Origin of the sequence: Luteimonas colneyensis (assembly GCF_014836665.1) — a bacterium.
GTDB lineage: Bacteria > Pseudomonadota > Gammaproteobacteria > Xanthomonadales > Xanthomonadaceae > Luteimonas > Luteimonas colneyensis.
In genome coordinates this window covers 222068-247090 of sequence record NZ_JACSQJ010000001.1, presented here as the reverse complement: position 1 = coordinate 247090, position 25023 = coordinate 222068, and the positions used below count along the sequence as shown (strand labels likewise).

Below are 25023 nucleotides of genomic sequence, written 5' to 3'. Positions count from 1 at the left end.
CGCGGCATCCGGCGCGGCCGCGGCACGCGTTATCCTCGCCGCGATGGCCATCCGCGACGACATGCCCGCTGGCGAACCGCTGCCACCCCGCCAGGGCTACATGCTGGCGGGCCTGGTGTTGCTCGCATCGCTGACGCTCGTGGCCATTTACGCGACCGGCGCCGACAACCGTGAGCGGGCGCTGGCCGAGGCCAGGCTCGCCGCCGACGCCGAACAGGTGACCGCCGGCCTGCGCCAGCAGCTGCTGACCTACGAGCTGATCACGCGCGGCGGCGTGTCCCTCCTCGCCGCGGTGGAGCGCCCGAGCGCGCGCCAGTGGCGCAACTACGCCGATGGCCTGGACCTGGCGGAGCGGTTCCCGGCCATGCTCGGGCTCTGCTACGCGGCGTCGATGTCGCCCGCGCAGCTGCAGGAGTTCCAGCTCGAGCAGCGCCACGCCTCGCGCGTGCTGTTCCGGGTCGAGCCGCCCGGCGCACGACCGGAATACGGACCGATCGTGCTGCTCGAGCCGCAGACCCTGGGCAATGCCGACGCGGTCGGCTTCGACATGCTCACCGAACCGGTGCAGGCCGCCGCCATGCGCGCGGCCCGGGCGAGCGCGGCGGCCCGCATCACCGCGCCGATGCCGGCGGTGCAGGCCGGCTCGGGCCCGGGGCTGGTGATCTACGCACCGGTCTACCGCAGCGGAATCGTCCCGGCCAATCCGTCGGCGCGCACCGCGGCGCTGGCCGGCTGGGTCTGCGCGCCGTTCCGCTTGGACATGTTCGTCGCCAACGCAGTGCCCGAAGGCCGCGAGGGCATGACGATGCGCATCGTCGACATCGGCGAGGCCGGCAGTGACGCCGCGGATGCCGGGGGTGCGCCCGGACTCGCGGTGTTCCCGATCGACGATGCGGACTTCCCGGCCCCTGGCGTCGAGGGCGCCCGGCACAGCGTGGTCGAGCAGGTCTACGGTCGACGCTGGCGGCTGGATTTCCACCAGTCACCGGACGCGCGCCAGGACGCCGGCCTGCTCGGCCCGTCGGGGACGATCTACGTGGGCGTGCTGGCGTCACTGCTGCTGTTCGCGCTGGCGATGATCCTCGCCCGCACGCAGTCGCGCGCGCAGCGGATCGCGGCGCGCATGAGCGACTCCTATCGCCGCAGCGAGCAGCGCTTCCGCAGCGCGATGCGCTTCTCCGCCATCGGCAAGGCGCTGCTGGATCGCGACGGCCGGATCATCGACAGCAACCTGGCGCTGGCCAACATTCTCCGGGCCTCGCCCGAGGAGCTGATGGGTCGCGACTTCGATGGCCTGTTCACGGGCGTGGACAGCGCCGCGGAGCTCCGCGCGCGGGGGGCGTCGGGCAGCGTCTACCGGGTCACGCGCGAGCTCCGCCGCGACGACGGCGACCTCCGGCACGTGCACCTGACCTACGCGCAGGTGCCCGGCGAGGAGGGTGAGGGCATCGCCAGCCTGGTACAGGTCGAGGACATCACCGACCGCCTGCGCGCGGAGGCCCAGGTGCTCGCGCTCAACCGCACCCTGGAGGCGCGGGTGGCGCGGCGCACGCGCGAGCTTACCCGCGCCAACGAGGAGCTGGAATCCTTCGCCTACACCATCTCGCACGACCTGCGCGCGCCGCTGCGCGCCATCGACGGGTTCAGCCGGATGGCGCTGGACCGCCACGGCGACGCCTTCGACGACGTCGGCCGCGGCTACATGGCCCGGGTGCGCGCCGCCACCGCGCGCATGGGCGAGCTGATCGACGCGCTGCTGAAGATGTCGCGCGTGTCGCGCGGAGAGCTCAGGCGAGAGTGCCTGGACCTGTCGGCCATGGCCGAGGACATCGTGGCCGAGCTCGCGCAGGGCGAGCCGGAGCGCAGCGTCGAGGTCGACATCGAAGCGGGGCTGCAGGCCTCGGGCGACAGCGCGCTGGTGCGCAACCTGCTGGGCAACCTGCTGGGCAATGCCTGGAAGTTCACCCGCGACACCGCGGATGCGCGCATTTCCTTCCGCGTCCTGCACGAGGGCGGCCACGACTGGTTCGAGGTCGCCGACAATGGCGCCGGCTTCGAGCCGGCCTACGCCAACAAGCTGTTCCGTCCCTTCCAGCGCCTGCACGCGGCCGACGAGTTCAGCGGCGAAGGCATCGGCCTGGCCTCGGTGAAGCGCATCATCGAGCGCCACGGCGGCACCATCACCGGCGAGGGCAGGCCCGGGCACGGCGCACGCTTCAGGTTCACCCTGCCGGACGAGCCGGGCTGAGGCGGCTCAGGCGTCGCGGTTGTGGCGGCGCATCACGCGCTGCCTGTCGCGCTGCCAGTCGCGTTCCTTCGCGGCGTCGCGCTTGTCGTGCGACTGCTTGCCCTTGGCCAGGGCGACCTCGGCCTTGACCTTGTTGCCCTTCCAGTAGAGCGCGGTGGGCACGATGGTGTAGCCCTCGCGCTGCACCAGGCCGACCAGCTTGTCGATCTCGTGGCGATGCATCAGCAGCTTGCGCGTGCGGCGCTCGTCGGCGACCACGTGCGTGGAGGCCTGGATCAGCGGCGTGATCTGCGCGCCGAACAGGAACAGTTCGCCGCCGCGCACCACCGCGTAGCTCTCGCCGATGTTGGCGCGGCCGGCGCGGATCGCCTTCAGCTCCCAGCCCTGCAGCGCGAGGCCGGCCTCGTGGCGATCGCCCAGCTGGTACTCGTGGCGCGCGCGCTTGTTGAGCGCGATCGTGCCCCCGTCGCCGGCCTTTCCCTTATCCTTTGCCTTCTTGCCCATCGCGCCATTCTCCCACACCGCCCATGCCCACGATCACCCGGTCCGCACTGGTCGAGCACTCCGCCGCGCGGATGTTCGACCTGGTCAACGACGTCGAGGCCTATCCGCGCCGGTTCGCCTGGTGCAGCGGCGCCGAGGTGATCGACGCCGGGCCCGAGCGGATGCTGGGGCGGCTCGAACTCGGGATCGGCGGGATCAGCACCTGGTTCACCACGGAGAACCGGCTGCAGCCGCCGCACCGCATCGACATGGCGCTGCGCGACGGCCCGTTCCGGAGGCTGGAGGGGCGCTGGGACTTCCACGCGCTCGACGAGTCGGCCTGCAAGGTCACCCTGTCGCTGGACTTCGAGCCGCGCAGCCGGCTGCTGGTCCCGGCGCTGAGGCTGGGCCTGCAGGGGCTGGCCGACCGCATGGTCGACGACTTCGTGCGCGTCGCGGATTCGGCGGACTGAGCATGCGCGTGGAGGTGGTGCTGGCGCTGCCGCGTGCGCACCGCTCGGTACGGGTCGAGCTGGACGACGCGGCGACGGTGGCCGACGCGGTGGCCGCCAGCGGACTGCCGCTGGAGGGTATCGACGGCTACGCGGTCTTCGGGCTGCGTGCGGCGGCGGATGCGCCGCTTCGCGAGGGCGATCGCGTCGAGCTGCTGCGGCCGCTGCAGCTCGATCCCAAGGAGGCGAGGCGGCGCAGGGCCGCCCGCAAGGGGCGCTGACTCAGCGGCCGCCGCCCTTCTTCGGGCGCGCCAGGTTCGGACCGAACTGCCGGCGCACGTCCTGGATGAGCTCCTGGTCGCGGGCGGGGAAGTAGTCGCCTTCCCAGCGCGTCACCGCGTCGCCCTCGAAATGCACCACGAAGTTGCGCTTCTCGGTCCTGCCGGTGCGGCCCACGCGCTCGGTGGCGGTGTAGTCCCAGCGGTCGTGGTGGAACGGGTCGCGGATCGACGGCGTGCCCAGCAGCGCCTCGACCTGCTGCCGGCTCATGCCGACCTGCAGCTGCTCGACGCTGTCCGGGGAGACCAGCGTGCCCTGGTAGATCGGCTGCTTGTAGAGGATGCCGCAGCCCGCGGTGAGGCAGGCGAGGAGGGCGGGGGCGATCAGCTTGTGCATCGGGGGCCAGGTCGGAACGGACATGTCGCGATGATACACTCGACCGGCCACGGCAACCGGATAAGGCAGCTGGCGCCCCCCTGCCGACTGCCCATGGGAGACGCATGGAAACCAACGAGCTGCGCAAGGCCGGATTGAAGGTCACCCATCCGCGCATGCGCATCCTGCAGCTGCTCGAGCAGAAGACCGCGCAGCACCACATGACCGCCGAGGATATCTACCGGCAGCTGCTGGATTCCGGCGACGAGATCGGGCTGGCCACGGTCTACCGCGTGCTCACCCAGTTCGAGGCCGCGGGCCTGGTGCTGAAGCACAACTTCGAGGGCGGCACCGCCGTCTACGAGATCGACCGCGGCGGCCATCACGACCACATGGTCGATGTCGACAGCGGCAGGATCATCGAGTTCGAGAGTCCCGAGATCGAGGCGCTTCAGCACCAGATCGCCGAGAAGCACGGCTACATCCTCGAAGAGCACTCGCTGGTGCTCTACGTGCGCAAGAAGCGCTGACGGCCGGAGCGGCCGTCCCCGGCCGGCCCCTTACGCGGCCGGTGTTCCCTCGGCCTCGCGCAGCAGGCGCTTCGCCGCCGCCCGCGCCTCGCGACTGACCTCGATCCCGCCCAGCATGCGCGCCAGTTCCTCCTGGCGCCCGGCGTCGTCGAGCAGGCGCACCGCGCTCTGGGTCATGCCGTCACTTTCGGCCTTGCTGACCCGGTAGTGGGCGTGGCCCTGGGCCGCGACCTGGGGCAGGTGGGTCACGCACAGCACCTGGCGGCGGCTGCCCAGGTCGCGCAGCTTGCGGCCGACGATGCCGGCGACGTTGCCACCGATGCCGGAGTCGACCTCGTCGAAGACCATGGTCTGGACCGCGTCCAGTCCCAGCGCGGCGACCTCGATCGCCAGCGAGATGCGCGACAGCTCGCCGCCGGAAGCCACCTTGCGCAGCGGGCGCGGCGGCTGGCCGGCGTTGGCCGTGACTAGGAACTCGGCGCGCTCGCCGCCCTGGGCGTCCGGGGCGTCGCCGGCGGTGGGCTCCAGCGTGATCTCGAAGCGGCCGCCGCCCATGCCCAGCTCGCCGATCAGCGCGGTCGTCGCCTTGCCGAGCGCGGACGCGGCCTTTGCGCGCGCCTTGCCGAGCTTCGCCGCCGCGCCGCGCCATGCGGAAGCGGCGGACTCGATCTCGGCGCCCAGGCCCTCCAGCCGCTTCGCGGACGTGGACAGGGACTGGAGCTCGGCGGCCAGCGCGTCGCGGTGCGCCGCAAGGGCCTCGAGCGGCACGCGGTGCTTGCGCGAGAGTTCGTGCAGGCGCGACAGGCGGGCGTCGTGCTGCTGCATCTGCCCGGGATCGATGTCGAGGTCCGCGCGGATGCGGTCGAGCAGCACGGCGGCTTCGTCGAGCTGGATGGCGGCGCCCTCGAGCATGGCGTCCACCTCGCCCAGGCGTGGCTCGTGCGCCTGCATGCGCGCGAGCAGGCCGCGCAGCTGCTGCACGGCCGCCGGCAGCGCGTCGCTGTCGCCGCCCAGGCGTTCCAGCGCGGTGTCGCAGGCCTCGACCAGCTCCGCGCCGTGGGCCTGTCGCCGGTGCGCGGCGACCAGGTCGGCGATCGCGTCCGGCTCCAGCGCCTCGCGCTCCAGCTCGCCCAGCTGGTGGCCGAGGAAGTCGATGCGGTCGGAGACGTCGCCGGCGGCGTTGAGCAGGTCGCGCTCGCGCAGCAGCGCCGACCAGGCGCGCGCCGCCTGCGCGACCGCGGACAGCTCCGCCTCGTGGCGGCCGAAGGCGTCGAGGAGCGCCAGCTGGCTGCCCCGCGACAGCAGCGCCTGGTGCTCGTGCTGGCCGTGGATTTCCACCAGCAGCGCGGCCAGCGCGCCCAGCTGCGACAGCGTGGCCGGGCGGCCGTTGATCCAGGCGCGCGACCCGCCGTCGGCGCGCAGGGTGCGGCGCAGCTGGCAGCCGGCGCCATCATCGAATTCCTGCTCGCGCAGCCAGGCCAGCGCCGCGGGCGAATCCTCGAGCGCGAACTCGGCGTCGAGCTCGGCGCGCTGGGCGCCGTGGCGGACCATGCCGCTGTCGGCGCGCAGCCCGGACAGGAAGCCCAGCGCGTCGACGATCAGCGACTTGCCGGCGCCGGTCTCGCCGGACACGACGGTGAGCCCCGGCCCGAACTCGAGCTCGGTGGCGGAGACGACGGCGAAATCCTTGATCGACAGGCGCTTCAACATGGCGTGCGAATTGTGCCGTGGAGGCGCGCAGCCTGTCATCGGCGGATCTCGCCGCTTGCGACGGCCGCCCGTCGGACGTATACCCGCGGCATGTCCCGACGCCCTGACGATCCGCTCGACGCCCGCGCCCGCCAGCTGCTGCGCACGCTCGTCGCGCGCCACATCCGCGACGGCGAACCGGTCGGCTCGCAGACCCTCGCGCGCCACGCTGGCCTCGACGTCAGCCCGGCCACGATCCGCAACATCCTGTCCGACCTCGAGGAAGTCGGCCTGCTGTCGGCGCCGCACACCTCGGCCGGCCGCGTGCCGACCGCGCGTGGCTACCGGGTCTTCGTCGATTCGCTGCTGCAGCTGAGCCCGCTCGACGAGCGTGAGGTCGACCGGCTGCGTGGGGGGCTGGCGCCCGGCGGCGGCACCCAGTCGCTGCTGGGCAGTGCCTCCGAGCTGGTGTCGGCGATGACCCGCTTCGTCGGCGTGGTCAGCGTGCCCGGGCGCGAGCAGTTCGCCTTCCGCCAGATCGACTTCGTGCCGCTCGACGGCCAGCGGGTGATGGCGATCGTGGTCTTCGCCGACAACGAGGTGCAGAACCGCATCGTCCAGACCCGCCGGGCCTACGACGCCGCCGAGCTGGAGCGGGTGGCCAACTACCTCAACGCCCAGTTCGCTGGCCAGCCGCTGCCGGCGATCCGCGCCGGCCTGCTGCGCGAGCTGCGCAGCGCGCGCAGCGAGCTCGAGGGCCTGCTGCGCGCCAGCACCGAGCTCGCCGAGCAGGCGCTGGCGCCGGGCGGCGAGGACATGGTGGTGGCCGGCCAGGCCCGGCTGCTGGGCCTGCAGGACCTGTCCGACCTCGACCGCCTGCGCGAGCTGTTCGATGCGTTTTCGGAGAAGCGCGAGATCCTGCAGCTGCTCGAGCGCACGGTGAAGGCCGCCGGCGTGCGGGTGTTCTTCGGCGAGGAGACCGGGGTCGCGTCGATGGCCGGGATGTCCCTGGTGACCGCGCCCTACGGCGCGGAGGGACGGGTGCTGGGCGTGCTCGGGGTGATCGGCCCGACCCGGATGGCCTACGACCGGGTGATCCCGGTGGTCCAGGCCACCGCCGAGGTGCTGGGCGCCGCCTTGAATCCCGACGCGGCATCCCCACTGAGTGCGGACCGAGCCACTCCGGACCCACGAGAGCGATGACCACCGAACAGACGCCCGACCACGCCGCCGAGGCGCCCGCCGAAGACCTTCCGCTGGAAGACGTGATCGAAACCCTCCGCGCCGAGCTCGAGCAGGTGCGCGCGCAATCCCTGATCGACCGTGCCGACCTCGAGAACCAGCGCCGCCGCATGGAGCGCGACGTGCAGAACGCGTGCCGCTTCGCCAACAAGCAGCTGCTGGGCGACCTGCTGCCGGTCTTCGACAGCCTGGACGCGGCGCTGGCCGCCGCCGGTGGTTCCGGCCCGCTGCACGACGGCGTCGAGCTGACCCTGCGCGAGCTGCACCGGGTCACCGGCAACCAGGGGCTGGTCCAGATCGCCCCCGCGGCGGGCGAGGCCTTCAATCCCGAGCTGCACCAGGCCATGAGCGTGGTGGAGGCTTCCGGCGTCGAGGCAGGCGCCGTGGCCCAGCTGTTCCAGAAGGGCTACCGCCTCAACGAGCAGCTGCTGCGCCCGGCCATGGTGGCCGTGGCCAGGGCCGACTGAAGCATCGCCATCCGGCGGCCCCGCAGCGCTTGAAGGCGCCGTCGCCATCCCCAGATAGCAGTCATCGGCGGCGCTGCCGCCCCCCCGACCAAGTTCCAAGAGGCTAGACACCCATGGCAAAGATCATCGGCATCGACCTGGGCACGACCAACTCGTGCGTGGCGATCATGGACGGCGGCAAGGCCCGCGTCATCGAGAACAGCGAAGGCGACCGCACGACCCCGTCCGTCGTCGCCTACACCAAGGACGGCGAGGTGCTGGTTGGCGCGTCCGCCAAGCGCCAGGCCGTCACCAATCCGAAGAACACCTTCTACGCGGTGAAGCGCCTGATCGGCCGCAAGTTCACCGATGCCGAGGTCAAGAAGGACCTGGGCCTGGTGCCGTACGCGATCGTGGCGCACGACAACGGTGACGCCTGGGTCGAGACCAGCGACGGCAAGAAGCTCTCGGCGCAGGAAGTCTCCGCGCGCATCCTCGAGAAGATGAAGAAGACCGCCGAGGACTACCTGGGCGAGAAGGTCACCGAGGCCGTCATCACGGTCCCAGCCTACTTCAACGACTCGCAGCGCCAGGCGACCAAGGACGCCGGCCGCATCGCCGGCCTCGACGTCAAGCGCATCATCAACGAGCCGACCGCGGCCGCGCTGGCCTATGGCCTGGACAAGGCCGGCGGCGACCGCAAGATCGCCGTGTACGACCTCGGCGGCGGCACCTTCGACATGTCGATCATCGAGATCGCCGAAGTCGACGGCGAGAAGCAGTTCGAGGTGCTGGCCACCAGCGGCGACACCTTCCTCGGCGGCGAGGACTTCGACAAGCGCGTCATCGACTACCTGGTGGAAGAATTCCAGAAGGACCAGGGCATCGACCTGCGCCAGGATCCGCTGGCCCTGCAGCGCCTGAAGGACGCGGCCGAGCGCGCCAAGATCGAACTCTCCAGCGCCCAGCAGACCGAAGTGAACCTGCCCTACGTGACCGCGGACGCCTCGGGACCGAAGCACCTCAACATCAAGCTGACCCGGGCCAAGCTCGAGTCGCTGGTCGAGGACCTGGTCAAGAAGACCCTCGAGCCCTGCCGCACCGCGCTCAACGACGCCGGCCTGCGCTCCAGCGACATCAACGAGGTGATCCTGGTCGGTGGCCAGACCCGCATGCCGAAGGTGCAGCAGGCGGTGGCCGAGTTCTTCGGCAAGGAGCCGCGCAAGGACGTGAACCCGGACGAGGCGGTCGCCATCGGCGCCGCGGTGCAGGGCGGCGTGCTGGCCGGCGACGTCAAGGACGTGCTGCTGCTCGACGTGACCCCGCTGAGCCTCGGCATCGAGACCCTGGGCGGCGTGTTCACCAAGATCATCGAGAAGAACACCACCATCCCGACCAAGGCCTCGCAGACCTTCAGCACCGCCGAGGACAACCAGTCCGCCGTGACCGTGCACGTGCTGCAGGGCGAGCGCGAGCAGGCCCGCTACAACAAGTCGCTGGCCAAGTTCGACCTCTCGGGCATCGACCCGGCGCCGCGCGGCATGCCGCAGGTCGAGGTGTCGTTCGACATCGACGCCAACGGCATCGTGCACGTGACCGCCAAGGACAAGAAGACCGGCAAGGAGCAGAAGGTCGAGATCAAGGCCGGCTCGGGCCTGTCGGACGAGGAGATCCAGCGGATGGTCGCCGACGCCGAGGCGCACCGCGAGGACGACCGCAAGTTCCACGAGCTGGTCGGCGCCCGCAACCAGGCGGATGCGCTGGTGCACGGTACCCGCAGCGCGATCAAGGACAACGGCGACAAGGTGCCGGGCGACGTGATCGGCCGCGTGGAGGCCGCGATCGCCGACGTCGAAACCGCCATGAAGGGTGACGACAAGGGCCAGATCGAGGCGAAGACCAAGGCGCTGGAGGAGGTCGCGCAGTCGCTGTTCGCGGCGGCCGCGGCGGCCGGGCAGGGCGGCGACGCCGGTGCCGGCGGCCCCGCCGATGCCGGCCAGGCGGCCGACGACGTGGTCGACGCCGAGTTCACCGAGGTCAAGGACGACGACCGCAAGGCCTGATCGCCCCAGCGTGGGCGCGGCGATGGCCGCGATGGCCACCCCCGTGGCGGGGACCGGATCGAAACCCGGTTCCCGCCGCGTATCCGGACCCCGCACCGTCGGGTCCACCAGGCAGCACGGACCTGATCGATGAGCAAGCGTGACTATTACGAAGTCCTCGGCGTGGCCCGCAGCGCCACCGAGGACGAACTGAAGAAGGCCTATCGCCGCTGCGCGATGAAGCACCACCCTGACCGCAACCCCGGCGACGCCAGGGCCGAGGCTGCGTTCAAGGAGTGCAAGGAGGCCTACGAGGTCCTGTCCGACGGCGGCAAGCGCCGCATGTACGACCAGCACGGCCATACCGCGTTCGAGCACGGCATGGGCGGCGGCAACGCCGGCCCGGGCTTCGGCGGCGCCGACATGGGCGACATCTTCGGCGACATCTTCGGCAACATCTTCGGCGGCGGTGGCGGCGCCCGCGGCCCGCGCCGCGGCGCCGACATCGGCTACGTGATGGAGCTCGACCTCGAGGACGCCGTCGCCGGCGTCGAGCGCCGCATCGAGCTGCCGACGCTGGTCGAGTGCGAACCCTGCAAGGGCACGGGCTCCGAGGACGGCCAGCTCGAGACTTGCGACACCTGCCATGGCCACGGCCAGGTCCGGTTCCAGCGCGGCATCTTCTCGATGCAGCAGCCGTGCCCGTCCTGCCACGGCCGCGGCAAGACCTTCAGGACCCCGTGCCCGGCCTGCCGCGGCAACGGCCGCGTGGAGGAGGAGAAGGTCCTTCAGGTCAAGGTGCCCGCGGGCGTCGATACCGGCGACCGCATCCGCCTGTCCGGCGAGGGCGAGGCCGGTCCGCCCGGCACCCAGCCTGGCGACCTCTACGTCGAGGTCCGCGTGCGCCCGCACGCCATCTTCGAACGCGACGGCGACGACCTGCACTGCGAGGTGCCGATCCGCATCTCGCAGGCCGCGCTGGGCGATACCGTGCGCGTGCCGACCCTCGGCGGCGAGGCCGAGATCCGCATCCCGGCCGAGACCCAGACCGGCAAGGTCTTCCGCCTGCGCGACAAGGGCGTGAAGTCGGTGCGCAGCCGCGCGCCGGGCGACCTGTACTGCAAGGTGGTGGTGGAGACCCCCGTCAACCTGACGACCGCGCAGCGCGAGCTGCTGGAGCAGTTCGAGGGCACCTTCGTCGGCGAGGGCGCGCGCCGCCATTCCCCGAAATCGAGCACCTTCGTCGACGGCGTGAAGGGCTTCTGGGAGCGGATGACGTCCTGAGGCCGTTCGCGCGCGTCGATGCGCACGAACGTGCTTGTGGCTGCGCGGCGGCCTCGCTAGCCTTGCCCGGATGGGCGATCCAGTCAGACTCCTGATCCACGGTGCCAGCGGTCGCATGGGGCGGGCGCTGCTGCGCCTGTGCGCCGAGGGCGCGGTGGACTGCAGCGTGGTGGCCGCGGTGTCGCGCAGGCCGGCGCAGCGCGTGGTCGATGGCGTGCCCTGGTTCGCGGCCAGCGAACTCGCAGGCGTGCCCGCGTTCGACGTCGCCGTCGACTTCAGCCTGCCCGAAGCGTTCGGCCCGCTGCTGGCGCTGTGCCGGCAGCGCCGTGCCGCCCTGGTGTCCGGAACCACCGGTCTCTCCGACGCCCAGCGCCAGGCCATGGCCGAGGCGGCGGGGGAGATCCCGCTGCTGTGGGCCGCCAACTTCAGCCTGGGCGTCGCCGTGCTCGAGGAGCTCGTGGAGCGCGCCGCCACGGCGCTGGAGGGCTGGGACTGCGACATCGTCGAGAGCCACCACGTGCACAAGCAGGATGCCCCGTCCGGCACCGCGCTGGCCGTCGGTGCCGCGGCGGAGCGGGGCGGTTCCACGCCGCGCTACGCCAGCCTGCGGGCCGGGGACATCGTCGGCGAGCACCTGGTGCAGTTCACCGGCACCGGCGAGCGCGTGGAGCTGGTGCATCGCGCCACGAACCGCGACGTCTTCGCGCGCGGGGCGCTGCACGCGGCCTCGCGCCTGCGCGGCCGCCAGCCCGGGGCCTGGCGCCTGCGCGACCTGCTCTGAGGGGTCCGGGATTCACCTTCGCGCTGGCGCAGGGACACCCGCGCCGGTATCATTCCCGCTCGCCTGATCCTCATGCCTCCGGGCCGGCCGCTGCCGGGCCGGTGGTGTCTTGCAACCCCACGTAGGCGACCGCCAGTGACCCCACCCGCAATCCTCGCGCTCGAAGACGGCACGGTCTTCGAAGGCGTATCCGTCGGCGCGCCCGGCCTCTCCGTCGGCGAAGTCGTGTTCAACACGGCGATGACCGGCTACCAGGAAGTCCTCACCGACCCCTCGTACGCCCGCCAGATCGTCACCCTGACCTATCCCCACGTCGGCAACACCGGCTGCACCGTCCAGGACGACGAGTCCGGCCAGGTCTGGTCGGCGGGCCTGGTCGTGCGCGACGTTCCGCGCCGCCCCAGCAGTTGGCGCAGCCGCGCCGCGCTCCCCGAGTGGCTGGCCGACCGCGGCGTGGTCGCGATCGCCGGCATCGACACCCGCCGCCTGACCCGCCTGCTGCGCGAGCGCGGCTCGCAGAACGGCGCGGTGATGGCCGGTGACATCGACGTCGACAAGGCGATCGAAGCCGCGCGCAAGTTTCCCGGCCTGAAGGGCATGGACCTGGCCCAGGTGGTCAGCACCGACGCGCGCTACCAGTGGAACGAAGGCGACCTCGAGCTCGACGCCGGCAGCTTCCGCAAGGTGGCGCCGCGCTTCCGCGTGGTGGCCTGGGACTTCGGCGTGAAGCGCAACATCCTGCGCATGCTCGCCGACCGGGGCTGCGACGTGACCGTGCTGCCGGCGCGCACTACCGCCGCCGAGGCGCTGGCGCTGAAGCCCGACGGCGTGTTCCTGTCCAACGGTCCCGGCGACCCGGAGCCCTGCGACTACGCGATCGAGGCCATCCGCGAAGTGCTGGCGGCGAAGGTCCCGACCTTCGGCATCTGCCTGGGCCACCAGCTGCTGGGTCTGGCCGTGGGCGCGCGCACGATCAAGATGGCCAACGGCCACCACGGCGCCAACCATCCGGTGCAGGACCTCGAGACCGGGCGGGTGATGATCACCTCGCAGAACCACGGCTTCGCCATCGACGAGGCCACGCTGCCCGGGAACGTCCGCGTCACCCACCGCTCGCTGTTCGACGGCACCAACCAGGGCATCGCGCTCACCGACGCGCCGGCCTTCAGCTTCCAGGGCCATCCGGAAGCCGCGCCCGGCCCGCAGGACGTGACCCCGCTCTTCGACCGCTTCGTCGCGCTGATGGAGGCGCAGCACTGATGCCCAGGCGCACCGACCTCAAGACCATCCTCATCATCGGCGCCGGCCCCATCGTCATCGGCCAGGCCTGCGAGTTCGACTACTCCGGCGCGCAGGCTTGCAAGGCGCTGCGCGAGGAGGGCTACCGCGTGGTGCTGGTGAACTCCAACCCGGCCACGATCATGACCGACCCGGACACGGCGGACGCGGTCTACATCGAGCCGATCAACTGGCAGACGGTCGAGAAGATCATCGCCAAGGAGAAGCCGGACGCGCTGCTGCCGACCATGGGCGGGCAGACGGCGCTGAACTGCGCGCTGGACCTCGCCGACAACGGCGTGCTGGAGAAGTACGGCGTCGAGCTGATCGGCGCGAAGCGCGAGGCCATCATGATGGCCGAGGACCGCGAGCTGTTCCGCGTCGCCATGGGCGAGATCGGCCTGGAGTGCCCGAAGGCCGAGGTCGCGAAGACCTTCGAGCAGGCGGTCGAGATCCAGGCCAAGGTCGGCTATCCCACGATCATCCGCCCGAGCTTCACGCTCGGCGGCAGCGGCGGCGGCATCGCCTACAACCGCGAGGAGTTCGAGGAGATCGCCAAGCGCGGCCTCGAACTGTCGCCGGTGAACGAGATCCTGGTCGAGGAGTCGGTGCTGGGCTGGAAGGAGTTCGAGATGGAGGTGGTCCGCGACACCGCGGACAACTGCATCATCGTCTGCTCGATCGAGAATCTCGATGCGATGGGCGTGCACACCGGCGACTCGATCACGGTCGCGCCCGCGCAGACGCTCACCGACCGCGAGTACCAGCGCCTGCGCCAGGCCTCGATCGACGTGCTGCGCAAGATCGGCGTCGACACCGGCGGCTCGAACGTGCAGTTCGGCATCAACGCCGAGACCGGGCGCGTGGTGGTGATCGAGATGAATCCGCGCGTGTCGCGATCCTCGGCGCTGGCCTCGAAGGCCACCGGCTTCCCGATCGCCAAGGTCGCGGCCAAGCTGGCCGTGGGCTACACGCTCGACGAGCTGAAGAACGAGATCACCGGCGGCAGGACGCCGGCCTCGTTCGAGCCCTCGATCGACTACGTGGTCACCAAGATCCCGCGCTTCGCCTTCGAGAAGTTCCCGCAGGCGGATTCACGACTGACCACGCAGATGAAGTCGGTGGGCGAGGTGATGGCCATCGGCCGGACCTTCCAGGAGTCGCTGCAGAAGGCGCTGCGCGGGATGGAAACCGGCAAGGTCGGCCTCGACCCCACCGGCCTCGCGCTGGACACCGACGATGGCCGCGCCGCGCTGCGCCGCGAGCTGCGCGAGCCCGGTCCGGAACGGCTGTTCCACGTCGCCGACGCCTTCCGCGCCGGCATGACGGTGGACGAGGTGTACGGGCTGTCGTGGATCGATCCGTGGTTCCTCGACCAGATCGAGGACCTCGTGGCCGCCGAGCGCGAGGTGGCCGCGTCAGGCGTCGGCGCGCTGGACGCCGCACGCATGCGCGAGCTGAAGCGCATGGGTTTCTCCGACGCCCGCCTGGCCGAACTGGTCGGGGTGGAGGAAAAGGCCGTGCGCGCCCTGCGTCGCGCCTTCGGCATCAGGCCGGTCTACAAGCGCGTGGACTCCTGCGCCGCCGAATTCGCCACCACCACGGCCTACCTGTACTCGACCTACGAGGAAGAGTGCGAGGCCGAACCCACCGGGCGCGACAAGATCATGGTGCTGGGCGGCGGTCCGAACCGCATCGGCCAGGGCATCGAGTTCGACTACTGCTGTGTGCACGCGGCGCTCGCCCTGCGCGAGGACGGCTACGAGACCATCATGGTCAACTGCAACCCGGAAACCGTCTCGACCGACTACGACACCTCCGACCGCCTGTACTTCGAGCCGGTGACCCTCGAGGACGTGCTCGAGATCGTCGAACTGGAGAAGCCGAAGGGCGTGATCGTGCACTACGGCGGCCAGACGCCGCTGAAGCTGGCGCGCGCGCTCGAGGCCAACGGCGTGCCGATCATCGGCACCTCGCCGGATTCGATCGACCTGGCCGAGGACCGCGAGCGCTTCCAGAAGCTGGTCGACGGCCTGGGCCTGAGGCAGCCGCCCAACCGCACCGCGCGCAGCGCCGAAGAGGCGCTGGTGCTGGCGCGCGAGGTCGGCTATCCGCTGGTGGTGCGCCCGAGCTACGTGCTCGGCGGCCGGGCCATGGAGGTGGTGCACGCCGACGCCGACCTCGAGCGCTACATGCGCGAGGCGGTGAAGGTATCCAACGATTCGCCGGTGCTGCTCGACCGATTCCTCGACAACGCGATCGAGGTCGACATCGACGTCATCGCCGATGCCGAGGGCCGGGTGCTGGTGGGCGGGCTGATGGAGCATATCGAGGAGGCCGGCGTGCACTCGGGCGACTCGTCCTGCTCGCTGCCGCCGTACTCGCTGTCCGAGGACACGAAGGCGCGCCTGCGCGAGCAGGTCGCGGCGCTGGCGCGCGAGCTGAAGGTGGTCGGCCTGATGAACACCCAGTTCGCGGTGCAGACCAGCGACGAGGGCGAGGACACGATCTACCTGCTGGAAGTGAACCCGCGTGCCTCGCGAACCGTGCCCTTCGTGTCCAAGGCCACCGGCGTGCCGCTGGCGAAGATCGCGGCCCGCTGCATGGCCGGGCGCAGCCTGGCGGAGCAGGGCGCGGTGGACGAGGTGGTGCCGGAGTACTACTCGGTGAAGGAGGCGATCTTCCCCTTCGCCAAGTTCCAGGGCGTCGACCCGATCCTGGGACCCGAGATGCGCTCCACCGGCGAGGTGATGGGCGTGGGCCGGGACTTCGGCGCCGCCTTCGCGCGTGCGCAGGAGGCCGCGGGCATCCGCGCGCCGCAGCCGGGCAAGGCCTTCGTCTCGGTGCGCGATCCGGACAAGAAGCGCGTGCTGCCGGTGGCGCGTGCGCTGGTGGAGCGCGGCTTCACGCTGGTCGCGACCTCGGGCACGGCCGCCTGGCTGCGCGACAACGGGTTCGACTGCGAGCAGGTCAACAAGGTCGCCGAAGGCCGGCCGCACGTCGTCGACCTGATCAAGAACGGCGACATCGCCTACATCGTGAATACCACCGAAGGGCGCCAGGCGATCGCGGACTCGTTCTCGATCCGCCGCGAGGCGCTGCAGCAGCGGGTGACCTATTCGACCACCATTGCCGGTGCGAAGGCCCTGCTGCATTCTCTTGAATATCGCGGCAGCGGCCCGGTGTGGGCGCTGCACGAACTGCACGAGGAGTTGAAGCGGACATGAGACCACCGATCACGGCACAGGGAGCGCAGCGCCTGCGCGCGGAGCTGGACGAGCTGAAGAGCGTCCAGCGGCCTGCCGTCATCAATGCGATCGCCGAGGCGCGTGCGCACGGCGACCTGAAGGAAAACGCCGAGTACCACGCCGCGCGCGAGCAGCAGGGCTTCATCGAGGGCCGCATCAAGCAGCTCGAGAGCGAGCTGTCGCATGCGCAGGTGATCGACGTCGGCGCGCTCAACGTCGGCGACAAGGTCGTCTTCGGCGCCAAGGTGCTGCTGGCCGACGAGGAGACGGGCAAGGAGACCCGCTACCAGATCGTCGGCGACCTGGAAGCCGACATCAAGCAGGGCCTGATCGCCATCTCCTCGCCGGTGGCGCGCGCGCTCATCGGCAAGCACGCCGGCGACGTCGTGACCATCGAGGCGCCCGGCGGTACCAGCGAGGTCGAGATCGTCGAGGTCGGCTACGGCTGATCCGGCGATGCCGGACCATGATTCCAGCGTGACCCTGCTGCTCCCGGCCGCCGCGCGGCTGGGACGGCAGCGCCTGTCCGCGGCCACCGCGAAGCGCCTCGGGCGCGGCGACCGGCTGCAGGCCGGCGAGGCCGGCAGGCGTGCGCAGCTGCTGCGGCATTTCCCGCTGCGCGGCGATGGCTGGCCGATCGCGGCGCTGTCGCGCCAGGCCGAAGCCGGCGATGCCGCCGGCCATGCCTGGCTGCGCGCGGATCCGGTGTGGCTGCGGCCCGACATCAACGGCGTGCGGCTGATGGCGCATGGCGCGGCCCTGGGCCTGGATGCCGGGGACTGCGCCGAGCTGCTGGCCGCGCTGCGGCCGCTGTTCGGCGACGCCGGCTTCGAGCTCGATGCGCCGCACCCGGCACGCTGGTACCTGCGACTGCCGAAGGAGGCGAAGCTGCCGGCGTTCTCGGATCCCGGAGATGCCCTGGGCGAAGACGTGTTCGAACATCTCGACACCAGTCCCGAAGCCCGGCGCTGGCGCTCGCTCGAAAGCGAGGCGCAGGTGACCCTGCACAACCATCCCCTCAACGCCCGGCGCGCGGCGCGCGGGCAGGCCCCGGTGAACGCGCTGTGGTTCTGGGGCGGAGGCCGCCTCCCGGCGGCGGCACCCGGGCACGGCAACACCGGCTGGAGCGATGACGACACCGCGCGCGCGCTCGCGGCCGCGGGCGGACGGGGCATGGAGCTGCCGGAGCGGTTCGCCGGCGAGCCCGGCGTGTACGACCTCGAGGGCACGCGCGACCTCGCGTGGATCGAAGGCGAGTGGCTGGCGCCGGCGCTGGATGCGCTGCGCGCCGGCCGCATCGCGGCGCTGCGCCTGGACGACGCCGATGGCTGGCGCTTCGGGCTGCGGCGCGGGCAGGCGCTGCGCATCTGGCGCGCCCCGCTGGCCTGGCCGGCGCAGTGACGCCCGTCCGCAGGATCCGGCGCCGCGCAGCCGTGGACGCCGCGCACGCCGCGTCGTCGTGGCCGGCCGATATCCCGCCGCTGCTGCGCCGCATCTACGCCGCCCGCGGCGCGCACGATGCCGACGCCGCGCGCCCGCGGCTGGCCGCCCTGTTGCCGCCCGACGGCCTGCTCGACCTCGATCGCGCCACGACGCTGCTGGCCGCTGCCATCGAGGGTGGCCGCCGCATCCTGGTGGTGGGCGACTTCGACGCCGATGGAGCCACCGCCTGCGCCCTGGCGGTGCGCGGCCTGCGCATGCTTGGCGCGGGCGACGTGCTGCACGCCGTCCCCAACCGCATGGTGCACGGCTACGGCCTGTCGCCCGCCCTGGTGGCCGAGCTGGCACCGCTGCGGCCCGATCTGCTGGTGACCGTGGACCATGGCATCGCCTGCCACGCCGGCATCGCCGCGGCGAAAGCGCTCGGCTGGCAGGTGCTGGTCACCGACCACCACCTGCCCGGCGAACGCCTGCCCGCGGCCGACGCCATCGTCAATCCGAACCGCTCCGGCGACGGCTTCGCCGGCAAGTCGCTGGTCGGCGTTGGCGTCATGTTCTACGTGCTGCTCGCGCTGCGCGCGCGCCTGCGCGCCACGGGACGCCTGGACGGCAAGGGGCCCGACCTCGCGCAGCTGCTCGACCTCGTGGCCGTGGGCACGGTCGCCGACCTGGCGCCGTTGGATGCGAACAACCGCGCGCTGGTGGCCGCCGGCCTGCGCCGCCTGCGCGCGCGGCAGGGCTGTGCCGGCCTGATGGCGCTGGTGGAGGTCGCCGGTCGCCGGGCGGAATCGCTCGTGGCCGCCGACATCGGGTTCGCGGTCGGTCCGCGCCTCAACGCGGCCGGTCGGCTGGAGGACATGGCGCTCGGCATCGAATGCCTGCTGTGCGACGACCCCGGGCGCGCGCGCGAGCTGGCGCAGCGGCTCGACGCGATCAACCGCGAGCGCCGCGACGTGCAGCAGTCGATGCTGGACGAAGCCGAGCGGGCGCTGTCGGCGAAGCTGCTCGACGGGTCCGGACTGGACGGGCAGGGCACGACCTCGATCTGCGCCTTCGACCCCGGATGGCACCCGGGCGTGGTCGGCCTGGTGGCCTCGAAGCTCAAGGAACGACTGCATCGTCCCGTGGTCGCATTCGCGCCGGGCGAGCCCGGCAGCAGCAGCCTGCGCGGCTCTGCGCGCTCGATCCCGGGCTTCCATGTCCGCGACGCGCTGGCCGCGATCGACGCGCTCCACCCGGGGCTGATCGAACGCTTCGGCGGGCATGCCATGGCCGCGGGCCTGACGCTCGATGCCGCGCACCTCGACGCCTTCCAGGCTGCGTTCGAGGTGCATGCCGGCGCCATGCTCGACGCGGCCACGCTGCAGGCCACGCTCGACAGCGACGGCGCGCTGGCCCCGCACGAGTTCGACCGCGCCCACGCCGAGGCCCTGCGCGATGGTGGCCCCTGGGGACAGGCCTTTCCCGAGCCCCTGTTCGACGGCGAGTTCGAGCTGGCCGATTGGCGCGTGGTGGGCGAGCGCCACCTGCGCATGACCCTGCGCGCCGAAGGCCTGCGGACGCCGCTGGCCGCGATCCAGTTCGGCGGCTGGCGCGGCGATCCACCGCCGGCCCGCGCCCGCCTGGCCTACCGGCTGCAGCCCGACGACTACCGGGGCGGGGCTGCGATCCAGCTGCTCGTCGAGCACCTCGAGGCCTGCTGAGCGCGGCCGCATTCAGGGGGCTATCGCGGCCCGCGGCGCCGATTGATAATCGCGCACCGCCTGCGCGCCCGCGCCGGCCACCGATCGAGGGAATCGCACATGGCTCCACGCTCAACCGCGCTCACGCTGGCGATCTTCGCCATGTTCTCCGGCATGGCCACGGCGGCCACGCCGACGTCGCCGCTGGCCGTTGGCCAGCCCGTACGGGGCGAGATCACCAGCGCAGATGCCATGAACTGGCGCGACGGCAGCCGCAGCGAGCTGTACGCCATCAGCCTGGCCGCCGACGAAGGCGTGCGCTTCGAGGTCACGGGCCCGCTGGATGCGCAGCTGTCGCTGTTCCGCGACGGCGAACTGGTGCAGGCCTCGGCCGAGGGCCCCGACGACGCCAGCCTCGCCGTGCGCGCGCCGCGGGCCGGCCGCTACGTGCTGGCCGTGAGTGGCCGCGATGCTTCGGCCTATGGCCCGTACACGCTCAGTGCCACGGCCATGCAGGTGTATGCCGGCGGCGAGCTCGCGCCGGGGGCGACGATCACCGACTGGGCGCAGTCGCCGCGCACCATCCCGCTGCGGATCACCGAGCCCGGCATGTACCGCATCCGCATGGCGTCCGACGACTTCGACACCGTACTGTCGCTGGAGGGCGAGGGCGTGTCGCTGCGCAGCGACGATTCCGAAGGCAGCAACTCGATGCTGACCACGCAGCTCGCGCCCGGCACCTACCGCCTGCGCGCCTCCGGGTTCCAGGACAGCATCGACGGGCAGTACGAGCTTTCGGTCGCCAGCCATGCGCTGCCCGAGGGCGTGGGACCGGCCGTCGACGGTGAACTGGTGCCGGGGCGCGCGATCACCGCCCTCTACCAGGGCCAGCCGGTGACCTATCGCCTCCGCCTGGATGGCCGCCAGCTGCTGGAGCTCGACATGCGCAGCAGCGAGATCGATTCCGGCCTGGTGCTCCACGGCAGCGGCGTCGAACTCGAGGACGACGACTCCGGCGAACAGCTCGACGCGCGCATCGCCACCGTGCTGGAGGCAGGCGAGTACACCGTGCGCGCGTCGGCCTTCGATGCCGGCGCCGGCGTGTTCACCCTGTCCGCGACGCTGTCCGACGTGCCGGCGGATGCCGGCGGCGGCGCGCTGCGGGTCGGGCAGCCGCGCGACGCGCGACTGATCGCGGGGGCCTCGGACCGCTACACCTTCAGCATCCCGCGCGCCGGCGACCATCTGGTCGAGATGTCCGGCGGCGAGGGCATCGACAGCCACCTGCGCCTGTTCCGCGACGGCGAGGAGATCGCCTCGGACGACGACGGCGGCGGTGGCCTCGACGCGCGCATCGAACAGCACCTGCCGGCCGGCGACTACGTGCTCGAAGCGTCCTCGCTGGGCGGGGGCGAGGGCGGCCGCTACCGCGTTGGCGTGCGCCGGCGCTGAGCGCAGGACCGGCGACCCGCTGCAGCCGGCCGCGGAAATCCGCGGCCGGCAGGCGGAAATTGCTAGAATCCGCCTCTTTCCAAGCGGATACACAGGCAGATGATGGAGCTCAATCCCATCCGCCAGCGCATCGCCGACCTCAAGGGCCGGCTGGATGCGCTGAGGGGGTTTCTTTGACTACGACACGAAGCGCGAGCGCCTCGAGGAAGTAGAGCGCGAGCTCGAGAACCCGGACATCTGGAACGACCCCGAGCGCGCGCAGGCGCTGGGGCGTGAGCGCTCCCTGCTCGACAAGACCGTCAACGGCATCCGCGACCTGACCGATGGCCTGGTCGGCGCCGCCGAGCTGCTCGACCTGGCCGAAGCCGAGGACGACGCCGAAACCGTGGAGGCGGTCGAGGCCGACGTCGACCGCCTTGCGGGCCAGGTGGAGAAGCTGGAGTTCCAGCGCATGTTCTCCGGCCAGATGGACTCGACCAACGCCTACCTCGACATCCAGGCCGGCGCCGGCGGCACCGAGGCCCAGGACTGGGCCGAGATCCTGCTGCGCATGTACCTGCGCTGGGCCGAGAGCCGCGGCTGGAAGACCGAGATCATGGAAGCCAGCGGCGGCGACGTCGCCGGCATCAAGTCGGCCACCGTGCGCGTCGAGGGCGACTTCGCCTACGGCTGGCTGAAGACCGAAACCGGCGTGCACCGGCTGGTGCGCAAGTCGCCGTTCGACTCGGACAACCGCCGCCATACCAGCTTCACCTCGGTGTTCGTGTCGCCGGAAGTGGACGACTCGATCGACATCCAGATCAACCCGGCCGACCTGAGGACCGACGTCTACCGCTCGTCCGGCGCCGGCGGCCAGCACGTCAACAAGACCGAGTCCGCGGTGCGCATCACCCACGTGCCCACCGGCATCGTGGTGGCCTGCCAGACCGGCCGCAGCCAGCACTCCAACCGCGACACCGCGATGAAGATGCTGGCGGCGAAGCTGTACGAGCTGGAGATGCAGAAGCGCAACGCCGAGCGCGACGCGGTGGAGGCCACCAAGTCCGACATCGGCTGGGGCAGCCAGATCCGCAACTACGTGCTCGACCAGAGCCGGATCAAGGACCTGCGCACCGGCATCGAGCGCTCCGACACCCAGAACGTGCTCGACGGCGACCTCGACGAGTTCATCGAGGCCAGCCTGAAGTCCGGCCTGGAAGTCGGCGCGAAGCGGTCGGACGCGGTTTGATCGCGGAAGCGTTCGCGGCTACAGCTGCGACCCGTACCCGCGACACGCTCCCAGCCCTCCCCGATCCAACAGATCCCCCAGCCCCACCGAGACCCGCATGACCACCCCCGTCCAGCCCCTGCCCTCCGCCGACGACAACAGCCTCATCGCCGAGCGCCGCGGCAAACTGGCCGCGCTGCGCGGGCAGGGCGTCGCCTTCCCGAACGACTTCCGCCGCAGCGACCACGCCGGCGACCTGCAGTCCGAGTACGCCGACGCCGAGGCCTGGAGCGCCGAAGCGCTCGAGGCCAGCGGCCGCCGCGTCGCCGTGGCCGGGCGGCTGATGGCCAAGCGGGTGATGGGCAAGGCGGCCTTCGCGCAGATCCAGGACGTGAGCGGACGCGTCCAGCTGTTCCTGCAGTCCAATGCGCTGGGCGAGGCCTACGACGCCTTCAAGGGCTGGGACGTGGGCGACATCGTCGCCGCCGAGGGCGTGCTCACGCGCACCCGCACCGGCGAGCTGTCGGTGAAGGTCGACGTGCTGCGCCTGCTGACCAAGTCGCTGCGCCCGCTGCCGGACAAGTGGCATGGCCTGGCCGACGTCGAGCAGCGCTACCGCCAGCGCTACGTCGACCTGATCGTGAACCCCGAGGCGCGCGAGGTGTTCGTGGTGCGCTCGAAGGTGGTCGCGGCGATGCGCCGCTGGCTCGACGCGCGCCGCTTCCTCGAAGTGGAAACGCCGATGATGCATTACATCGCCGGCGGGGCCACCGCGCGTCCGTTCACCACCCACCACAACGCGCTCGACCTCGAGCTCTACCTGCGCGTGGCGCCGGAGCTGTACCTCAAGCGCCTGGTCGTGGGCGGCTTCGAGCGCGTCTACGAGATCAACCGCAACTTCCGCAACGAAGGCGTCAGCACCCGGCACAACCCCGAGTTCACGATGCTCGAGCTGTACGAGGCCTACGCCACGTACAACCAGGTCATGGACCTGACCGAGGCGATGATCCGCGACGTCGCGCTGGAGGCCACCGGCGGCACGCGCTTCGCCTGGGACGGGCACGACATCGACCTCGCGCCGGCCTTCCGGCGCTGGAAGATGGAGGACGCGGTGCGCGAGCTCAATCCGGAGATCAGCGCCGCCGACTGCCGCGACCGCGACGCGCTGGCCGCCCACTGCGAGCGCCTCGGTGTGCGCACGAAGCCGGGCTGGGGCTGGGGCAAGCTGCTGCTGGAGATCTTCGAGGCCACCGTCGAGGCAGGCCTGGTGCAGCCGACCTTCATCACCCACTACCCGGTGGAGGTGTCGCCGCTGGCGCGCGAGTCCGACGCCGAACCCGGCATCACCGACCGCTTCGAGCTGTTCATCGGCGGCAAGGAGATGGCCAACGGCTTCTCCGAGCTCAACGATCCCGAGGACCAGGCCGCGCGCTTCCGCGCCCAGGTCGAGGCCAAGGCCGGCGGCGACGACGAGGCCATGCACTACGACGCCGACTACATCCGCGCGCTCGAAGTGGGCATGCCGCCGACCGGCGGGCTCGGCGTCGGCATCGACCGCCTGGTCATGCTGCTGACCGGCTCGGCCTCGATCCGCGACGTGCTGCTGTTCCCCTACATGCGGCCCCAGGCTTCGCCCGAGTGACGCAGGGGGCCAGGAAGTGCGCGGCCGGGCCGGGAACTGACGTATCCTCGGTCGCGTGGGCCCCGCATCCGGGGCCGGGGGCGGGCACGGGGCCTGCATGCAGGGGTTCGGGGTCGCCCTGCGCGATGCGAGGAAACATGAACCGGTGAACATCGTCATCGTCGACGACCAGACCTCGGCACGCACGATGCTGCGGCACATCCTCGAGGACATCAGTCCGGAGCTGGAGGTGCTCGACTTCAGCGACCCGCAGGAGGCCCTGCGCTGGTGCGAGGACAACCGCGCCGACCTGCTGCTGCTCGACTACCGCATGCCGGTGATGGACGGGCTCGAGTTCGCGCGCCGCTTCCGGCGCCCGCTGCGCCACCGCGACGTGCCGATCGTGCTGGTGACCGTGGTCGGCGACGAACCCATCCGCCAGGCCGCGCTGGACGCCGGGGTGATCGATTTCCTGGTCAAGCCGGTGCGCCCGCGCGAGCTGCGCGCGCGCTGCCGCAACCTGCTGCAGCTCAGGCAGCAGGCCGAGTCGGTCAAGCAGCGCGCGCTGTCGCTGGAGCAGCGGCTGCTGTCGAGCATGCACGAGGTCGAGGAGCGCGAGCGGGAGACGCTGACGCGGCTCGCGCGCGCGATCGCCTACCGCGACGCCGGCACCAGCGCCAACCTGGCGCGCCTGGCGGCGATCGCCGGCATCATCGCCGAGGGCCTGGGGCTGGGCGAGGACGAGGTGCGCACCATCGAACTGGCCGCGCCGCTGCACGACATCGGCAAGATCGCCATCCCCGACTCCGTGCTACTCAAGCCGGGCGCGCTGGACGCGGACGAACTCGCGGTGATGCGCAGGCATCCGGAGATCGGCCACGAACTGCTCAAGGACAGCCAGAACCGGTTCGTGCAGATGGGGGCGACGATCGCGCTGCGCCACCAGGAACGCTACGACGGCAGCGGGTATCCGGGTGGGCTGGAGGGCGAGGCCATCCCGCTCGAGGCGCGGATCGTGGCGGTTGCGGACGTGTTCGACGCGCTGCTGTCCGAGCGGCCCTACAAGCGCGCTTGGAGCATGGACGAAACCATGGACTTCATCGTCGGCGAGAGCGGTCGCCTGTTCGATCCGCGCTGCGTGGACGCCCTCGTGGCCAATCGCGCGCGCGTCGAGGAGGCCTGCGAGCGCTATGCGGCCGATATCGTACTCGATGCCGATGCCGGGCCGGCGGGGAGCTGACGCC

At 71.4% G+C, this 25023-nt stretch carries 21 protein-coding genes; 18 read left to right on the top strand and 3 right to left on the bottom strand.

Annotated features, from left to right (window positions below; translation table 11 throughout):
- The first annotated feature begins 43 nt into the window (after positions 1 to 43).
- Positions 44 to 2248, top strand: coding sequence for a CHASE domain-containing protein (locus H9645_RS01115; RefSeq protein ID WP_191727894.1), 2205 nt, complete (start codon positions 44 to 46; stop codon positions 2246 to 2248).
- Positions 2249 to 2254: 6 nt separating this feature from the next.
- Here the strand turns inward: H9645_RS01115 and smpB are convergent, their stop codons facing one another.
- Positions 2255 to 2752: an SsrA-binding protein SmpB gene (smpB, locus tag H9645_RS01110; RefSeq protein ID WP_191727893.1), complete on the bottom strand. Its 498-nt coding sequence runs from the start codon at positions 2750 to 2752 to the stop codon at positions 2255 to 2257.
- Between the two features lie 23 nt (positions 2753 to 2775).
- Here smpB and H9645_RS01105 point away from each other — a divergent pair, with 23 nt between their 5' ends.
- Both H9645_RS01105 and H9645_RS01100 read left to right on the top strand, forming a co-directional pair.
- Complete coding sequence (locus H9645_RS01105; protein WP_191727892.1) at positions 2776 to 3204, top strand: type II toxin-antitoxin system RatA family toxin; 429 nt, start codon at positions 2776 to 2778, stop codon at positions 3202 to 3204.
- Between the two features lie 2 nt (positions 3205 to 3206).
- The gene (locus H9645_RS01100) at positions 3207 to 3464 is read left to right on the top strand and encodes an RnfH family protein (RefSeq protein ID WP_191727891.1); all 258 of its coding nucleotides are present in this window, start codon (positions 3207 to 3209) and stop codon (positions 3462 to 3464) included.
- A gap of 1 nt (position 3465) precedes the next feature.
- On the opposite strand, the gene H9645_RS01095 is transcribed toward H9645_RS01100, so the two are convergent.
- A complete protein-coding gene (locus H9645_RS01095) occupies positions 3466 to 3858 on the bottom strand; it encodes an outer membrane protein assembly factor BamE (RefSeq protein WP_191728439.1) in 393 nt (130 codons plus the stop codon).
- Between the two features lie 104 nt (positions 3859 to 3962).
- Here H9645_RS01095 and fur point away from each other — a divergent pair, with 104 nt between their 5' ends.
- Positions 3963 to 4367, top strand: coding sequence for a ferric iron uptake transcriptional regulator (fur, locus tag H9645_RS01090; RefSeq protein WP_191727890.1), 405 nt, complete (start codon positions 3963 to 3965; stop codon positions 4365 to 4367).
- A gap of 30 nt (positions 4368 to 4397) precedes the next feature.
- Here fur and recN read toward each other — a convergent pair whose 3' ends face one another.
- Positions 4398 to 6077 carry a DNA repair protein RecN gene (gene recN / locus H9645_RS01085; protein WP_191727889.1) on the bottom strand — a complete coding sequence of 560 codons (1680 nt, stop codon included), beginning with the start codon at positions 6075 to 6077 and terminating at the stop codon, positions 4398 to 4400.
- A gap of 90 nt (positions 6078 to 6167) precedes the next feature.
- On the opposite strand from recN, the gene hrcA reads away from it, so the two are divergent.
- From hrcA to H9645_RS01015, 14 genes are all read left to right on the top strand, one after another.
- Entirely contained in the window at positions 6168 to 7259 is a 1092-nt protein-coding gene (hrcA, locus tag H9645_RS01080) for a heat-inducible transcriptional repressor HrcA (RefSeq protein WP_191727888.1), read from the top strand.
- Positions 7256 to 7765: a nucleotide exchange factor GrpE gene (grpE, locus tag H9645_RS01075; protein ID WP_191727887.1), complete on the top strand. Its 510-nt coding sequence runs from the start codon at positions 7256 to 7258 to the stop codon at positions 7763 to 7765. The genes hrcA and grpE overlap by 4 nt, the downstream gene beginning before the upstream one ends.
- A gap of 113 nt (positions 7766 to 7878) precedes the next feature.
- Positions 7879 to 9807: a molecular chaperone DnaK gene (dnaK, locus tag H9645_RS01070; protein WP_191727886.1), complete on the top strand. Its 1929-nt coding sequence runs from the start codon at positions 7879 to 7881 to the stop codon at positions 9805 to 9807.
- Between the two features lie 129 nt (positions 9808 to 9936).
- Entirely contained in the window at positions 9937 to 11070 is a 1134-nt protein-coding gene (gene dnaJ, locus H9645_RS01065; protein ID WP_191727885.1) for a molecular chaperone DnaJ, read from the top strand.
- A 70-nt stretch (positions 11071 to 11140) separates the two neighbouring features.
- Positions 11141 to 11851 carry a 4-hydroxy-tetrahydrodipicolinate reductase gene (dapB, locus tag H9645_RS01060; RefSeq protein WP_191727884.1) on the top strand — a complete coding sequence of 237 codons (711 nt, stop codon included), beginning with the start codon at positions 11141 to 11143 and terminating at the stop codon, positions 11849 to 11851.
- Between the two features lie 135 nt (positions 11852 to 11986).
- Positions 11987 to 13111, top strand: a complete 1125-nt coding sequence (carA, locus tag H9645_RS01055) for a glutamine-hydrolyzing carbamoyl-phosphate synthase small subunit (RefSeq protein ID WP_191727883.1) — start codon at positions 11987 to 11989, stop codon at positions 13109 to 13111.
- On the top strand, positions 13111 to 16356 hold the full coding sequence (carB, locus tag H9645_RS01050) for a carbamoyl-phosphate synthase large subunit (RefSeq protein ID WP_191727882.1): 3246 nt from the start codon (positions 13111 to 13113) through the stop codon (positions 16354 to 16356). The genes carA and carB overlap by 1 nt, the downstream gene beginning before the upstream one ends.
- Complete coding sequence (gene greA, locus H9645_RS01045) at positions 16353 to 16826, top strand: transcription elongation factor GreA (protein ID WP_191727881.1); 474 nt, start codon at positions 16353 to 16355, stop codon at positions 16824 to 16826. Before carB ends, greA begins: the two co-directional genes overlap by 4 nt.
- Positions 16827 to 16854: 28 nt before the next feature.
- Complete coding sequence (locus H9645_RS01040) at positions 16855 to 17778, top strand: phosphoglycerate mutase (protein ID WP_191727880.1); 924 nt, start codon at positions 16855 to 16857, stop codon at positions 17776 to 17778.
- Entirely contained in the window at positions 17775 to 19520 is a 1746-nt protein-coding gene (gene recJ / locus H9645_RS01035) for a single-stranded-DNA-specific exonuclease RecJ (RefSeq protein ID WP_191727879.1), read from the top strand. The genes H9645_RS01040 and recJ overlap by 4 nt, the downstream gene beginning before the upstream one ends.
- Before the next feature lie 99 nt (positions 19521 to 19619).
- Positions 19620 to 20951, top strand: a complete 1332-nt coding sequence (locus H9645_RS01030) for a hypothetical protein (RefSeq protein ID WP_191727878.1) — start codon at positions 19620 to 19622, stop codon at positions 20949 to 20951.
- Between the two features lie 99 nt (positions 20952 to 21050).
- A protein-coding gene (gene prfB, locus H9645_RS01025; protein ID WP_191727877.1) for a peptide chain release factor 2 occupies positions 21051 to 22179 on the top strand; the annotation gives its coding sequence in 2 pieces (ribosomal slippage) (positions 21051 to 21125 and positions 21127 to 22179; 1128 coding nt in all).
- Positions 22180 to 22276: 97 nt separating this feature from the next.
- Positions 22277 to 23800, top strand: coding sequence for a lysine--tRNA ligase (gene lysS / locus H9645_RS01020; RefSeq protein ID WP_191727876.1), 1524 nt, complete (start codon positions 22277 to 22279; stop codon positions 23798 to 23800).
- Between the two features lie 97 nt (positions 23801 to 23897).
- Entirely contained in the window at positions 23898 to 25019 is a 1122-nt protein-coding gene (locus tag H9645_RS01015) for an HD domain-containing phosphohydrolase (RefSeq protein ID WP_191727875.1), read from the top strand.
- Positions 25020 to 25023: the final 4 nt, after the last annotated feature.

Bases quoted from the DNA above. Each gene is read 5' to 3' on its own strand.
- carB (WP_191727882.1), top strand. From the start codon at position 13,111: ATGCCCAGGCGCACCGACCTCAAGACCATCCTCATCATCGGCGCCGGC.
- H9645_RS01015 (WP_191727875.1), top strand. From the start codon at position 23,898: ATGCAGGGGTTCGGGGTCGCCCTGCGCGATGCGAGGAAACATGAACCG.
- hrcA (WP_191727888.1), top strand. From the start codon at position 6,168: ATGTCCCGACGCCCTGACGATCCGCTCGACGCCCGCGCCCGCCAGCTG.
- recN (WP_191727889.1), bottom strand. From the start codon at position 6,077: ATGTTGAAGCGCCTGTCGATCAAGGATTTCGCCGTCGTCTCCGCCACC.
- H9645_RS01105 (WP_191727892.1), top strand. From the start codon at position 2,776: ATGCCCACGATCACCCGGTCCGCACTGGTCGAGCACTCCGCCGCGCGG.
- H9645_RS01030 (WP_191727878.1), top strand. From the start codon at position 19,620: ATGGCTCCACGCTCAACCGCGCTCACGCTGGCGATCTTCGCCATGTTC.
- dapB (WP_191727884.1), top strand. From the start codon at position 11,141: ATGGGCGATCCAGTCAGACTCCTGATCCACGGTGCCAGCGGTCGCATG.
- H9645_RS01115 (WP_191727894.1), top strand. From the start codon at position 44: ATGGCCATCCGCGACGACATGCCCGCTGGCGAACCGCTGCCACCCCGC.
- dnaK (WP_191727886.1), top strand. From the start codon at position 7,879: ATGGCAAAGATCATCGGCATCGACCTGGGCACGACCAACTCGTGCGTG.
- greA (WP_191727881.1), top strand. From the start codon at position 16,353: ATGAGACCACCGATCACGGCACAGGGAGCGCAGCGCCTGCGCGCGGAG.
- smpB (WP_191727893.1), bottom strand. From the start codon at position 2,752: ATGGGCAAGAAGGCAAAGGATAAGGGAAAGGCCGGCGACGGGGGCACG.
- H9645_RS01100 (WP_191727891.1), top strand. From the start codon at position 3,207: ATGCGCGTGGAGGTGGTGCTGGCGCTGCCGCGTGCGCACCGCTCGGTA.
- dnaJ (WP_191727885.1), top strand. From the start codon at position 9,937: ATGAGCAAGCGTGACTATTACGAAGTCCTCGGCGTGGCCCGCAGCGCC.
- lysS (WP_191727876.1), top strand. From the start codon at position 22,277: ATGACCACCCCCGTCCAGCCCCTGCCCTCCGCCGACGACAACAGCCTC.
- grpE (WP_191727887.1), top strand. From the start codon at position 7,256: ATGACCACCGAACAGACGCCCGACCACGCCGCCGAGGCGCCCGCCGAA.
- fur (WP_191727890.1), top strand. From the start codon at position 3,963: ATGGAAACCAACGAGCTGCGCAAGGCCGGATTGAAGGTCACCCATCCG.
- H9645_RS01095 (WP_191728439.1), bottom strand. From the start codon at position 3,858: ATGCACAAGCTGATCGCCCCCGCCCTCCTCGCCTGCCTCACCGCGGGC.